Raw genomic sequence first — 14,891 nt, 5'->3', positions numbered from 1 at the left:
ACAGCTGTTTGCAGCGTTTTTTCGGGGTATTTTGGAAAATAACGTGTCTGATGTTCTTTACAATGTATAAAGAGGACCTAAAGGTCAAATAAGACGTCCCGAGTTCCTTAGAAAATCGTCTACCCATTCGCCAGGATCGGCAAGATCGTACCTCAGAGGGGCGAAACATTACTTTCGGTATGCTGACATCCTGACATCTAGCATCATATCGCTTACCTGAGTTTGAAGACATACCCTAGAGAATTAGTTCATTGTTAATAAAGCCTATAAACAAATATTTTAACGATTAATTTTTATTTAACGCCTTTTCGATTCGGTAACTGACTCAGATAACTGTTGGACAAGTGTAGAAGATCCAAAGCCCATTCGTACTGTTCCTTCGTGATATATTCGGAAGAGGTTGATTCCTCTTCAGGTGGTAGGGCAGATGCGGGCACGGACGATTCATCCTTCAGACTGTCCGGATTCGCCCCCTTCTTCTGATTAAGCTCTGCCGAAACGACATCCTGTCTCCCGGCATCCGCAAGAGAGTAATGGGTACCATCACCGTATCCCGTCTCAGGAACGAACAGTGAAGCATCATTCAGTACGGAACCGGAGGGCAGATAATAGCGCTCTGGCAGCAGATTATTTCCCTCATGCAGCAAGTCCTGTCCAAAATGCAGTTGGTTCTGGAGAGAGGCACCGGTCAACCCGGCGATCGTTGGCAGAATATCCACCTGTCCTCCGATCTGTTCCAGCTGAGCTGCCGGCGTGATGCCAGGAGCCGTGATAATGAGTGGAATATTGATCATGTCCGCAGATGTGTACTCCCGACCGTAAATTTCCTGCATCAGCTTCTCGTCAGTCCGATCCAGCGAGTAGATAGGCAGACCCAGATGGTCACCGTAAACGACCAGCAAGCTATTTTCCCATAGTCCACGTTCCTTAAGTCCCTCAATAAATTGCCCCACCGCCTGATCGGCATAATGCTGGGACACAAGATAATCCCCTGGCAACGTATTAACGTACCGTTTCGGCAACGTCAGACTTTTTTTATCTTCTGGCAAATGGTAAGGATGGTGTGCAGACATAGATATAATTTGTGCATAGAAAGGTGACCCTGATGCCTGCATGGCCTCGAGTTTGTCGAGTGTTTTGCTGTACAACACTTCATCCGATGCCGAGAAGGCGATGGAATCCTCTGTTCCGAAATAATTGATGTCATAATACTGGTCGAATCCAAGCGCCTTGTATAACTGATCGCGATTCCAGAAGTGCACATCATTCGTATGGAATGTGGCTGTCTGATAACCGTTCGCGGACATCAGTCTGGGCAGACTTGGCAATTCCTTATTGGCATAGACAGTAGCTGCGGCTCCGTTAGGCGGTGTATAAAACGATGTATTCACCACAAACTCGGCATCCGACGTATTTCCCTGTCCCACTTGCTGATAAAAGTTCGGGAAATACAGGCTTTGACCAGCGAGCTTATTCAGATGGGGTGTGACTTCCTGTCCATCCACCTGCAATCCGATCAGGAAGTTCTGAAATGATTCGAGCTGGAGGACAATGACGTTGCGTCCTTTGGCTGCACCTTCCTCCACAACAGCGGGTAGTGCTGTCGTTTGTTTAATCTCGTCGATATGATTCTGATCGATTTGATCGAGGGGCACGGGTTTGTCAGGCCGATCAGCCAGGATGGTGTACGCTTCGTAACCGAGAATCCCCATCTGCTCCGCCTGTGTAATCTCGCTCATACTCGCCCGATTGGGGTATATGTTGAGCATGCACAGCATCATCGACAGAACCAGAATGACCGAGGCGATCCGTCTTCTGGCGCTTCGTTCAAGCGGCACTCTGCCTGGACGTTCAGTCCCGCCGAGCTTAATCCGCCGACGAATCAGAATTCCCGCGATAACCAGAACATCTGCAAAAATAAACAAATAATACGGATCGAGCAAAGAGAACATGCTGCTCTTGACAGAGGTTACCTGATTAACCTGTGCGAGCGCGTGATAATTGACAATGACACCATAATATTTGTAATACATGATCGCTGCGAAGAAGATGCCCGATAACACCAGATTTAGTCCGAGATAGAGCCACATCCGGCGTTTGGCTGCGAACCATTCAATCAGACAGAAGCAGATCCAGATCAGCGGCAACTCTGTCAGCAGCGGTTTCCAGACGGGGATGTCATCGAAGATCACAATCCAGGCCAGAGAGCTTTTGATCATCATAATAACGGTGAACACGATAAACGGTCCGCTTAGAAACCGGGTGAGTGAATTGCGTGACAAGTTACCACCTTCCTTCCTTTCCGAAGTTTCATTTAACAAGTATTATGCTATCTCATGGCATGTCGTGTCAAAAGCACCGAACTTCTTGGTTGCTCAATTTTTTAAATTATTGGAAAAAAGCAGAGAGGAATTTGGGTCATTCATGACCTCACGTATACAAAAAGCCCCTTCCATTGAGGAAGAGACGGAAGGGGCGTCATTTTAAAGTACAAATAATTAAATGATGCTAGTCCAAATGTGATCACAGTATATCTGTAAACTTGCATACAGGTTCTGCAGCATAACATAACATCAGGTCTGCTCCCGTTCGTTTACTCTATGGTGAATGTCGTGACGAAAGAAGGTCTTGGAAACATGGTGGGCTTCTGTGCGGTCAGCCCTTCACTCGTGCTGCGGTTGCGGTGAGCATGGTTATAAGCTTGAGACTGCTGCCAGTTTTTGAAATGATCTTCGGACTGCCACAATGTAAGTACGACATACGTATCGTCCTTTAGCGGACGAAGCACACGAATGCCAACAAAGCCGGGTTCGTCTTCCACTTTGCGCGCACGGTTCTTGAAGCGTTCCTCGAAGTCGTTCCGTCCATCTTCGGTTACGGGTATATTGTTGAGAACGGCATAACCGCCGCCTGTCCAGGAGCCTGCGGCATCGAAGGCTTCATACGCCGCTACGTTGTCATCGGACTCGATGTTCATCAGACGTTCTGTCGATTCAAAGGCCAATCGAACCTGCTCCTCGCTGCGCAACGTCAGATGCGGATATGCAGCAAGTGCATCCGGAATCGGTGAAGGGACCAAATAGATATACATAGAAGATGCCTCCTCATTTAAGTACATTCTACTTCAACATAGCATATGGGAAGGGACGAGTCCAATCGGCTGATTGGCTGGTTTGAGCACTGCTTTTCATGATAAAGTATAGTCACTACAAACAGAACGGGTGATCGCATGACAACCGCAATTCGAATATCAGTGAGGCCTTTGGTGGAATATGTATACCGTAGTGGCAGCATACGTCCAGGGTTCCGCACGAATGCATCGATGCAGGAGGGAACCCGGATACACCAGCGGGTGCAGAAGGATTACACAGAAGAGGATCTGAAGGAAGTGGTTCTCGAAGTGGAACTGCAGCATGGAGACTTGACCTACGTGGTGGAGGGGCGATGTGACGGTTTGATTCGTCTGGAGGGTCAGCTGACGGTGGATGAGATCAAATCAACTGCGGGCAATCTGGACGATCTGGGCGATGGGGCCCCCGTACACTGGGCACAGGCCATGATGTATGCCTATATGTACGCCGTTCAGCATGATGAACCCCGTATGCAGGTACAGCTTACATACGTGCACACCGTGAGTAATGAAGAAAGACGGTTTCGGCGGATGCTGGAACGGCAGGAGCTGGAACAGTTTGCAGCAGAGCTGGTCGCTGGTTACGCGCCATATGCAGAGATGATTGTGGCGTATGAAGAGAAGCGCGATATAAGCGTGCGAGAGCTGCCTTTTCCTTTTCGCAAATACAGGGAGGGACAGCGCAAGCTGGCAGGAGCCGTATACAAGACCATCCGCGAGGGACAGGGTCTGATGGCGAAGGCGCCAACGGGTATTGGCAAAACGATGTCCGTCCTGTTTCCCACGGTCAAGGCCATTGGTGAAGGAGAAGCCAAACGATTGTTCTATCTGACCGCGAGAACGACGACGAGAGTGGCGGCAGAAGAGGCTTTTGCCCGGATGCAGGCGGAAGGATTGAAGATGCATGTGATCAGTCTGACCGCGAAGGACAAGATCTGTTTCAAGGAAGAGGAAGCCTGTGATACGGGACAGTGTGGCATGTGCGAAGGATATTATGATCGTATTAACGGAGCTGTGCTGGATATGCTGGAACATGAGACGTTAATGACACGCCCGGTTATTGAACAGTACGCACGCAAGCATCGGGTATGTCCGTTTGAATTTTCACTGGATGCTGCGTATGCAGCCGATGCGGTGATCTGCGACTATAACTATATTTTCGACCCGCGTATCTCGCTCAAACGCATGCTGGAGGAGCAGAAGCGCAAGACGGTATTATTGGTCGATGAGGCACATAATCTGGTCGATCGGGGCCGAATGATGTTTTCGGCGGAGCTGGAGAAGGCCGTCTTTCTGGATGTCAAAAGGGAATTCCAAACCCTGGGCAGCAGTGTGACCGCCGCTAAAGCCATCGCGGATCGTACGGGCGCTATCGACAAATACCTGATTACGCTCCGCAAAAACGGTGGGGAAGAGGGTAAATTGCTGCAACAGGAGGCACCGGAGGAACTGATTGAACTGCTGGAGCCTTTTGTCATGGTTGCGGAGCAATGCCTTGTTGAAGGCGGTTCGGGGAATGCGGAGACGGATGAGTTGCTGCTGGCAGCCTATTTCACCGCACAGAATTTCCTGCGTATTGCCAAGCTGTACGATGAACGCTTCATTACCTATGCGGAATGTGTACGAAGTGAAGTACGAGTGAAGCTGTTCTGCCTTGATCCGTCCGTACTGCTGCGCCAGACTGCCAAAGGATTCCGTTCTACCATTCATTTCTCTGCGACATTGTCACCTCTTGGTTATTACCGGGATATGTTAGGTGCGGAGGAAGAGGATTATACCTTGCGTATACCTTCGCCTTTCCAGCGAGAACAGCTGGATGTAAGATTGATGCCATTATCGATTCGCTATCGGGATCGTGAACGTTCCAGACAGCCTATTGCCAATATGCTGCGCCAATTGGTTGCCGAGTGGCCGCATAGCAACCTGCTGGTCTTTTTCCCATCCTATCCATATATGCGCGAAGTCCATGGGACGTATATGGAACAGCCGGGCGAGGCAGAAGTCGTGATGCAGGAGCAGGGCATGAGTGAAGAGGAACGGGAGGCGTTTCTGAACGCGTTCCAGCCACATCCGGAACGAACACGATTGGTATTTGCTGTTATGGGCGGTGTGTTTTCCGAAGGTGTGGATCTGCCGGGTGATCGTCTGAATGGAGTTGTGGTGGTCGGGGCCGGACTTCCCCAGATTGGTCTGGAGAACAACGTACTCCGCGATTATTATAGTCGTACAGGGCGAAACGGATTCAATTATGCCTATGTTTTCCCCGGGATGAACAAGGTATTGCAGGCGGGTGGAAGGCTGATACGTACAGAAGAGGACAAGGGCGTACTGGTACTGGTCGACGATCGTTTCACCGAGGAACCGTATCGTTCATTGCTGCCCGAGGAATGGCAGGACTACACACGGATTTCACCCCAATAAGGATATTTAGCTAAAGAACGATCATAGACTTTTTCAGCTTTCTTTTCTGTGCATGATTGAAGGATAGGCCGAAAAGGGTATTACTTGGATAGCATACGAACGAACAAGGACGATACAGATGCGTGCCGTGGTCCGCTTCGAAAGCAATCAAGGAGGTCGGTTGGGAATGAAGAGAAATCATACGATGATGCAATTTTTTGAATGGCACCTGGCCGCAGACGGAAACCACTGGAAAAGATTGGCCGAAATGGCGCCAGAGCTGAAAGCCAAAGGCATAGACTCGGTGTGGGTGCCTCCGGTGACCAAAGCCGTATCTGCCGAGGATACCGGTTACGGCGTATATGACCTGTACGATCTGGGCGAATTTGACCAGAAAGGCAGTGTGCGTACCAAATATGGCACCAAGCAGGAACTGGTCGATGCGATTGCCGAGTGCCAGAAGAATGGTGTTGCCGTCTATGTGGATCTGGTGATGAACCATAAGGCGGGTGCGGATGAGACGGAAGTCTTCAAGGTGATTGAGGTTGATCCCAATGATCGATTGAAGGAAATCTCCAAACCGTTCGAGATTGAGGGCTGGACCAAATTCACATTTCCGGGCCGCGGGGATCAGTACTCCTCCTTCAAATGGAACGCCGAACATTTCAACGGTACCGACTTTAATGCCAAGGAAGAACGAAATGGTGTGTTCCGCATTGTAGGGGAGAACAAGAACTGGAATCAGAACGTCGACGATGAGTTTGGCAACTATGATTACCTGATGTTCGCCAATATTGATTACAATCACCCGGATGTCCGGCAGGAAATGCTACAATGGGGAAAATGGCTCATCGATACGCTGCAATGCAGCGGTTTTCGACTGGATGCGATCAAACATATCAATCACGAATTCATTAAGGAATTCGCAGCTGAGATGCTCCGCAAACGGGGGCAGGATTTCTACATTGTAGGCGAGTTCTGGAACTCCAATCTCGATGCATGCCGTGAATTTCTGGATACGGTGGACTATCAGATTGATCTGTTCGATGTGTCCCTGCATTACAAACTTCATGAAGCCTCTCTGGCTGGCCGGGACTTTGATCTTACCAAAATTTTTGATGACACCTTGGTGCAGACACATCCAACGCATGCTGTAACGTTTGTTGATAACCATGACTCCCAGCCGCATGAAGCGCTGGAATCCTGGGTGGGCGATTGGTTCAAGCCGAGCGCCTATGCGCTGACACTGCTGCGTCGTGACGGTTATCCGGTTGTCTTTTACGGTGATTATTACGGCATAGGAGGTCCCGAACCTGTTGAGGGCAAGAAGGACATTCTGGACATTCTGATGTCAGCCCGTTACGAAAAAGCTTATGGAGAGCAGGAGGATTACTTCGATCACGCGAACACGATTGGGTGGGTACGCCGCGGGGTGGACGAAATTGAAGGCTCCGGTTGTGCAGTAGTTATCTCGAATGGGGATGATGGTGAGAAACGAATGTTTGTTGGCGAACACCGTGCTGGCGAAGTCTGGACCGATCTGACGCACAGCTGTAAGGACAGCATTACTATTGAGAAAGACGGCTGGGCCACTTTTCATGTATGTGGTGGGGGCGTCTCCGTGTGGGCTCTCCCGGATCAGAGTGAGGAATCTGCCGCTCAATAATACGTTGAGGGATCATTGATTAGTGAATCTTCATATAGACAGTTAAACCATCTGAACTGGTGATCATCTGCCAGGCAGGTGGTTTTTTTATGTTAGGTGGAGTGAGTCTACTCGTGTTATCCTTATATGGAATAATAAACCAATATTATGATTGCAATTAGAATCGATTAGGGATCATTTTAGATAGATCATACCGAGGGGGGAAATCGGATGAGGAGATTAGTACACTTGGGGGTGTGGCTGCTTGTAATGGCGGTCTGTCTGGGGGCTTGCGGTTTGGGAACAAACCAAGGGCCAAGAGGAGAACCGAAGCGAACGGATGATTATACGTTGAATACCGAGCGAAGAGATTTGACCCAGCGTTTGCTGAAAAATCCGGATTCCTTTCAGGAGCGTTTGCCAGATGATTATAGCTTGACTGCTACTGTTAGCGTTCATCATGAATCGGATCTGGACCGCATTATATATGAGATTTCTGTTAACGAGGCCAAGGTGCCGATGGTCAATGTGATACAGTCTTTTACACTTGATCCATCCTTGATGAATAGCATTAACGCCACAGAGCTCCTTAACTCCAATACGGGAAATACGCACGAGACGACTCTGGGTCCTGGAAAAGAACCGTTGGGATTGAGTTTACTCCGAGATTATATTTTGAAGCCCAAAGCGGAGATCCATAGCAATATCATTCATACTTATCAGGATATGTATATCAAAATTTCTTACGGACCAAATGATCAGCGTACGGAAGATTACGTTCATGTGAAAGCTGAACCATCTCCTGAAACTATTGAATATATGAAATCATGGAAAACAGATCAATAGAAAGGCAGCACCCGAAAAGCTCCTGCAAAGGAACCTGAATGGATGCTGCCTCTTCATTTTGGTAATACATATAGGTCAAGTTACGTACTACACTTCCAGTTCAAACGACTCCAGCGTGCCCACCATTCTTAGATCATGTTCTTGGTTGAACTGTGTCCGTATATCCGCATCCGCGTATTCATCATGATAATGCATGAGCACGGTTTTCTGTCTCACTTCGGCAGGCAGTTGTTGCAGATCCTTCAGTGAGGTGTGTGATTTGATCACCAGATCATGCATATGACATTCATGGAAAATCAGCTGTACATCTGCGGCAGCCTGCTCTACCCGTTTCTGATCCAGCGTGCTGTCTGCGCTATAGTAGAAGTAGGGCTTTGCAAGAAGGCCATTGCTAACCATACCCGGCACGTGCTGTGTTCGAAAAGTCTCAAACGCCACGCCCCCCAGCTCAAATGTGCCTCCATCCGGTAAAGGTACGATATCATAATAGTCTCTCATCGTACGCTCCCCATCGGTTGTATAACGCATGCCTGGGGATAAAATGCTCCATAACGGATCAACCAGTTCTTCGTGGATAAACAGACGTGGCTTGCGGTCGCCCACAATCTGTGAATAATATCCGAGCATCTGTACTCCGTTAATATGATCTTCATGCAGATGAGTGATAAACACATTATGAATATCCGTCATGGGATAGCCGTATTCCTTTAATGCTTTTGCGTTGGATTCCGGAAAATCAATCACCAGATGTGTATCGCTGAATTCGGCCAGCATACTGTTGTGGTGTTGCTCTACACTGAACATGTCTCCCGTACCGAGAAATGTTATTTTCATCCATTTCATCTCCTTCTATCATCTTCAGATCAGCATCAATTAGATTAAAACCAGTATACCTCGTTCCAGGAAATATGCCTAAATCAACCTTTTGTGATAACGCTATCATTTTATATTGAACTTTGTGGGCAAACAGTGTAGCGTAAAGATTGGGAAGTGAACCCATATGAACGTAAACTCACCTAAAGGGAGCGTGCGAGGCGAATGAAGTCTTTTCTGGATGAACAATTTTTGCTGCACAGTGAAACGGCGATCAAGTTATATGAGGACTATGCGAAGGACATGCCGATTATTGACTATCACTGCCACTTGAGTCCACAGGAGATCTACGAGAATAAAACCTTTGGCAATATTACAGAGGCCTGGTTATACGGTGATCACTACAAATGGCGGCTGATGCGCGCAAACGGAATTGAGGAGCAGTACATTACGGGTGGAGAGGGCGTAACCGATTACGATCGTTTTCTGGCGTATGCCAAAACCGTCCCGATGATGATTGGTAACCCGCTGTACGCGTGGTCCCATTTGGAATTACAGCGTTATTTTGGTGTCTATGAAGTGTTGAATGAGACGAGCGCCCCGGCGATCTGGGAAAAAGTAAATGCCAAGCTGAACAGTGACGGATTCGGTGCACGTGATCTCATTACCAAATCCAATGTTACCGTGGTATGCACGACGGATGATCCATGTGATTCCCTGGAATATCACCTGAAGATTCAGGAGATTGAAGGATTCGATACAGCTGTACTGCCTTCATTCCGTCCGGATAAAGGGCTGGAACTAAACCGCGATACCTTCTCGGAATGGGTAGGCAAGCTGTCGCAGGCAGCCGGAACGGCCATTTCCGATTATGACTCGTTCCTCTCCGCTCTGGAATCACGGGTAGAGTTCTTCCATTCCGTAGGAGGCCGGGTATCTGACCATGCACTGGATTATGTACCTTTCGGTGTCGCTACACGGGAGGAAGCAGGGGCAATATTTGCGAAGGCTCTCGCTGGGCAGAAGGTTAGCCGTGAGGAAGAGGACAAGTACAAGACGGTAACGCTGACTTTCCTCGGCAAGCTGTACGCAGATCGGGGCTGGGTCATGCAGTTTCATATTAATGCGGCCCGCAACAATAACAGCCGGATGTTTGCCCAGCTTGGTCCGGATACCGGCTATGATTCCGTTAATGATACGCCGCTTTCCTCAGCTATAATCGGTTTGCTCGATGCACTGGAGCAGCAGCAAGCGCTGCCGAAAACGATCCTGTATTCCTTAAATCCTCGGGACAATGAAGTGCTCGCAGCGATTATCGGCAGTTTCCAGGGCGGCGGCATTCCAGGCAAAATTCAGCTTGGTGCAGCATGGTGGTTCAATGATACGAAGGATGGCATGCTCGCTCAAATGAAAGCGCTGGCGAATGTAGGTTTAATTAGCCGTTTCGTCGGCATGTTAACCGATTCACGCAGTTTTCTCTCCTATACACGACATGAGTATTTCCGCCGCCTGGTCTGCAACCTTATCGGTGAATGGGCCGAACAAGGCGAGGTACCGCATGATATGGATCTACTTGGACAGATCGTGCAGGGCATTGCCTACAACAATGCGAAGGAGTATTTCCCTTTTGCTTCCGCGCTCAAAACTGTATCTGCTTCGCAGTCTTAATTCTTCTATATTTGGTTCAAAACCGTGGCTTTAAAGTCACGGTTTTTTGTTGTGCATTTGCTGTTTGACATTCAACTTTTGCAGGAATATACTTAGTACACCTAATTAATTGATTGGCTATTTAATTGGAATGCTATTTAATAGATGTCCTATGATGTTGGACGTCTATGGAATGATAATGAAAATAAGGGGGGGACAATAATGACTGGCATAGATCCGGTTGCCCAGAAGCTTTTGTATTCCATCATGCAGTTTAATAAAGGCAAATGGAGGCAGCATAAACCACATGGGCGTAATCACAATGAGATTATGGTTCTGGGTTGTTTGCTCCACGGCATGCATCCGGGAGAACAATTGAATTGGCAGGATAATCCTCCTAATTTCGAAGACACACTGCATTCAAATCATCCAGGACTGAAAGTATCGGAAATTAGTGCATTGTTGCGTGTGAAATCACCGACGATTACTCCCGTCATTCGAGGCCTTGAAGACGAGGGCCTGGTTGAACGAACTATGGACCCAGAGGATCGTCGCGCAGTCCGCATTACGATTACCGAAGCAGGTCGTGAAATTATCCGGGCGGCTCATCAGGAGCGCATGGAGATATTTAATAAGCTCGTTGAGCATCTGGGTGAGGAAGACAGTCTTCAATTAGCGGAATTGTTGACCAAGGTGTACACCTTTTTTGATACAAAGGTTTCCCAACAGATGGATGCGTCCACACAAGGAGATGATAAGCCATGATGAAATTGTTTCGCATGCTTAAGCCTTACCGAGTCCCCATTTTCTTCATACTGGGTCTGGTGCTGTTACAGTCGCTGGCTGAACTGTATTTGCCAACCCTGATGGCGGACATCGTTAATGGCGGCATAGTAAAAGGAGATGTTCCATACATTTGGCAGATTGGTGGCTGGATGCTGTTAATTGCCGTAGCAGGCACGGCCTGTTCTGTAACAGCCAGTTATCTCTCCTCCCGTACAGCGGGTGGATTTGCCAAACAGCTGCGCAGCAGAGTGTTCCGCCATGTGGAGAACTTTTCGCTGCAGGAATTTGATAAATTGGGTACAGCCTCGCTGATTACCCGTACCACCAATGATATTACGCAGGTTCAAAACGTATTAACAATGATGCTGCGCATGATGGTTATGGCACCGATGATGTGTATCGGTGGTATCTTCATGGCGGTATCCCAGGATGCCAAATTATCAACCATTTTCCTGGTTGTCCTGCCTGTACTGGCCGGGGCCATCGCACTGATTGGTGCGAAGGGTCTGCCTTTGTTCAAACAAATTCAGAAAAAGCTCGACCGACTCAATCTGGTCCTGCGTGAGCAACTAACAGGGATTCGCGTGGTTCGTTCCTTTAATCGTGGGGAACATGAGCGTGTTCGTTTTAATGGAGCCAATACGGATCTGAGAGACGTTTCCATTAAAGTGAATGTGCTCATGGCAACATTAATGCCTGTGATGATGCTGGTTATGAACTTTTCAATGATTGCCATCCTTTATTTCGGTGGACAGCGTATCGACAGCGGGAATATGAATATTGGTTCATTGATTGCCTTTATTCAGTATGCGATGCAAATCATGTTCTCCCTCATTATGGTTTCCATTATCTTTGTGATGATTCCAAGAGCTTCGGCTTCGGCAGAACGGATCAACGAAGTATTGGATATGCATCCCGATCTTAGCAATCCAGAGCAGCCTCGTGATATGAAGTCGCTGCAAGGCACCATTGAATTCGATAATGTGACATTCCGTTATCCGGGTGCAGAAAATGCTGCGTTGTCAGGCATTTCATTTACGGCACGCCCGGGTGAAACCACAGCTATTATCGGGGGTACGGGCTCAGGGAAATCCACATTGCTCAGTCTCATTCCACGTTTCTATGATGTAACGGAGGGCAGTGTACGGGTCAATGGTACAGATGTCCGTGAGCTGCGGCAGGAAGATCTGCGGGCCAAAATCGGATTTGTACCGCAAAAAGCGGTTCTTTTCACCGGAACGATTGCGGAGAATATCCGCCACGGGAAGGATGACGCCACGATGGAGGAGATTGTTCGAGCCGCTCAAACGGCTCAGGCAGAGAACTTCATTACGGAGATGAAAGACGGTTACGACAGCGTCATTGCACAGGGAGGTAACAACGTATCCGGTGGACAGAAGCAGCGTTTGTCCATTGCACGCGCACTGGTTCGCCGTCCGGAAGTATATATTTTTGACGACAGCTTCTCGGCTCTCGATTTCAAAACCGATGCCAATCTTCGTGCTGCCCTGAAGTCCGAAACGACTGAAGCAGCAGTGCTAATTGTAGCTCAGCGTGTAAGTACGGTTATGGATGCGGATCGCATTCTGGTTATGGATGAAGGACGGATTGTCGGTTCAGGAACACATAAAGAGCTGATGGAGCACAATGAAGTGTATCGCGAGATTGTATCCTCCCAGCTGACAGAGGAGGAGATCGCATGAGTGAACGTACAGAACGCAAGTCACCTCGTCCCCCTGGCGGACCGGGGCATCCCGGAGGCGGAATGGGCATGCGGCCTCCTGTGGAGAAAGCGAAGGATTTCAAAGGTACACTGCGGCGTTTGATGCGGTATCTTCAGCCCCACAGCTATCGATTGCTGGGTGTGCTGGTCGCTGCAATTCTAAGTACCGTGTTCAGCATTATCAGTCCTAAGATTATGGCGGAAGGCACGGATATTCTCAGTAAAGGCGCTATTGCCATCCTTCAGGGTGTACAGGGGGCCGGGATTGATTTTCCTGCCTTGATAAAAGTATTGTATCTGCTTGGGGGACTCTACCTGTTTAGTGCAGCTTTCATGTACATTCAGCAATACCTGATGGCTGGTGTAGCTCAGCGGGTTGTGTACGACATGCGTGAGCAGATCAGTGCCAAGGTTGGACGTCTGCCGCTGAAATATTTTGACTCCCGTACTCACGGGGAAACATTAAGCCGGGCGACAAACGATGTGGACAACATCAGTAATACACTCCAGCAAAGTTTGGCGCAATTTATTACGTCTGTAGTCACCATTGTCGGGGTTATCATCATGATGTTGACCATTAGTCCATGGATGACCCTGATTACCATTTTGACTCTGCCATTAAGCGTGGTAGTGGTTATGCTGGTGGCATCCCGCTCGCAAAAACACTTTGCAGGCCAGCAGAAATCACTTGGTGAATTGAACGGCCATGTCGAGGAAATGTACACCGGACACAAGGTAGTCAAAGCCTTTGGACGGGAAGAACATTCGGTTGAACAGTTCGAAAAAGTGAACGAAGAACTGTATGAATCCGGTTGGAAAGCCCAGTTTATCTCGGGGATTATCATGCCACTGATGACGTTTGTAGGTAACCTTGGTTATGTGCTGATCTGTGTGGTCGGCGGGATCTTTGTTACACGTGGTGCTATCTCCATCGGGGATATCCTTGCATTCACACAGTACTCCCGTCAGTTCACTCAGCCGATTAACCAGATTGCCAACATCTCGAATATCATTCAGTCCACCATCGCTTCGGCGGAGCGGGTATTTGAATTGCTGGATGAAGAGGAAGAGGTTCCAGAGTCTTCGAAACCAGTACAATTGCAGCAACCACAGGGTGCCGTTGCATTCCATGGTGTGAATTTTGGATATAAAGCGGATGAGTTACTCATTCAAAATATGAATATTGATGTAAAACCAGGACAGACGGTAGCCATTGTCGGGCCGACTGGAGCGGGGAAAACAACGCTGATCAACCTCCTGATGCGTTTCTACGAAATTCAGGACGGCCAAATTACCATTGACGGTGTTAATATCGTGGACATGGAACGCGGCAAGCTGCGCAGCCTGTTTGGGATGGTGCTTCAGGACACATGGTTGTTCAACGGAACGATCCGTGACAACATTGCCTATGGCCGAGAAGGCGCAACGGAAGCGGAAGTCATCAAGGCAGCCGATGCGGCCCATGCCGATCACTTCATTCGTACCTTGCCTGATGGATATGATACGGTGCTGAATGAAGAAGCCTCGAACATTTCACAGGGGCAGAAGCAATTGCTGACGATTGCGAGAGCAATTCTGGCGAATCCGGCCATTCTGATTCTGGATGAGGCAACGAGCAGTGTCGATACACGGACCGAAGTGTTCATCCAGAAAGCGATGAATGATCTGATGAAGGATCGCACCAGCTTTGTCATTGCCCACAGATTGTCCACCATTCGCGGAGCCGACCTGATTCTCGTCATGGATCATGGTAACGTGATTGAGCAGGGTAATCATGAGGAACTGATGGAGAAACAAGGCTTCTATGCTGATCTGTACAACAGCCAATTTACGGAGCAACAGCCACAGGCAATCTGATCCTAGATGGCGTTAACATAATAGCCGGGTGCACCCTTTGGGTG

General features: G+C 48.6%; 10 protein-coding genes. 7 read left to right on the top strand and 3 right to left on the bottom strand.

From position 1 onward, the window contains the following. Positions 1–293: 293 nt before the first annotated feature. Together MKY42_RS30670 and MKY42_RS30665 are read right to left on the bottom strand one after the other, a co-directional pair. Entirely contained in the window at positions 294–2,282 is a 1,989-nt protein-coding gene (locus tag MKY42_RS30670; RefSeq protein WP_339847154.1) for an LTA synthase family protein, read from the bottom strand. 311 nt (positions 2,283–2,593) lie between these two features. Next, positions 2,594–3,091 (bottom strand): antibiotic biosynthesis monooxygenase, encoded by a 498-nt coding sequence (locus tag MKY42_RS30665; RefSeq protein ID WP_179262591.1) that lies wholly within the window; start codon positions 3,089–3,091, stop codon positions 2,594–2,596. 138 nt (positions 3,092–3,229) lie between these two features. On the opposite strand from MKY42_RS30665, the gene MKY42_RS30660 reads away from it, so the two are divergent. The 3 genes from MKY42_RS30660 to MKY42_RS30650 all read left to right on the top strand — a co-directional run bounded on the left by MKY42_RS30660 (position 3,230) and on the right by MKY42_RS30650 (position 8,021). Next, complete coding sequence (locus MKY42_RS30660) at positions 3,230–5,551, top strand: helicase C-terminal domain-containing protein (RefSeq protein WP_339847151.1); 2,322 nt, start codon at positions 3,230–3,232, stop codon at positions 5,549–5,551. A 166-nt stretch (positions 5,552–5,717) separates the two neighbouring features. Then, a complete protein-coding gene (locus MKY42_RS30655; RefSeq protein ID WP_339847149.1) occupies positions 5,718–7,196 on the top strand; it encodes an alpha-amylase in 1,479 nt (492 codons plus the stop codon). Positions 7,197–7,406: 210 nt separating this feature from the next. Further along, a complete protein-coding gene (locus MKY42_RS30650) occupies positions 7,407–8,021 on the top strand; it encodes a hypothetical protein (RefSeq protein WP_339847147.1) in 615 nt (204 codons plus the stop codon). A gap of 87 nt (positions 8,022–8,108) precedes the next feature. Here the strand turns inward: MKY42_RS30650 and MKY42_RS30645 are convergent, their stop codons facing one another. Further along, the gene (locus MKY42_RS30645; RefSeq protein ID WP_339847145.1) at positions 8,109–8,855 is read right to left on the bottom strand and encodes an MBL fold metallo-hydrolase; all 747 of its coding nucleotides are present in this window, start codon (positions 8,853–8,855) and stop codon (positions 8,109–8,111) included. A gap of 204 nt (positions 8,856–9,059) precedes the next feature. On the opposite strand from MKY42_RS30645, the gene uxaC reads away from it, so the two are divergent. From uxaC to MKY42_RS30625, 4 genes are all read left to right on the top strand, one after another. Continuing rightward, positions 9,060–10,502, top strand: a complete 1,443-nt coding sequence (gene uxaC, locus MKY42_RS30640; protein WP_339847143.1) for a glucuronate isomerase — start codon at positions 9,060–9,062, stop codon at positions 10,500–10,502. 201 nt (positions 10,503–10,703) lie between these two features. Then, complete coding sequence (locus tag MKY42_RS30635) at positions 10,704–11,246, top strand: MarR family transcriptional regulator (RefSeq protein WP_090903325.1); 543 nt, start codon at positions 10,704–10,706, stop codon at positions 11,244–11,246. After that, a complete protein-coding gene (locus tag MKY42_RS30630) occupies positions 11,243–12,970 on the top strand; it encodes an ABC transporter ATP-binding protein (protein ID WP_090903327.1) in 1,728 nt (575 codons plus the stop codon). Before MKY42_RS30635 ends, MKY42_RS30630 begins: the two co-directional genes overlap by 4 nt. Next, positions 12,967–14,847 (top strand): ABC transporter ATP-binding protein, encoded by a 1,881-nt coding sequence (locus MKY42_RS30625; RefSeq protein ID WP_090903329.1) that lies wholly within the window; start codon positions 12,967–12,969, stop codon positions 14,845–14,847. The genes MKY42_RS30630 and MKY42_RS30625 overlap by 4 nt, the downstream gene beginning before the upstream one ends. Positions 14,848–14,891: the final 44 nt, after the last annotated feature.

Source organism: Paenibacillus sp. FSL W7-1088 (genome assembly GCF_037969855.1).
Taxonomy (GTDB): Bacteria; Bacillota; Bacilli; order Paenibacillales; family Paenibacillaceae; genus Paenibacillus.
The sequence above is the reverse complement of the archived record's forward strand: the minus strand, read 5'-3'. Positions and strand labels throughout refer to the sequence as shown.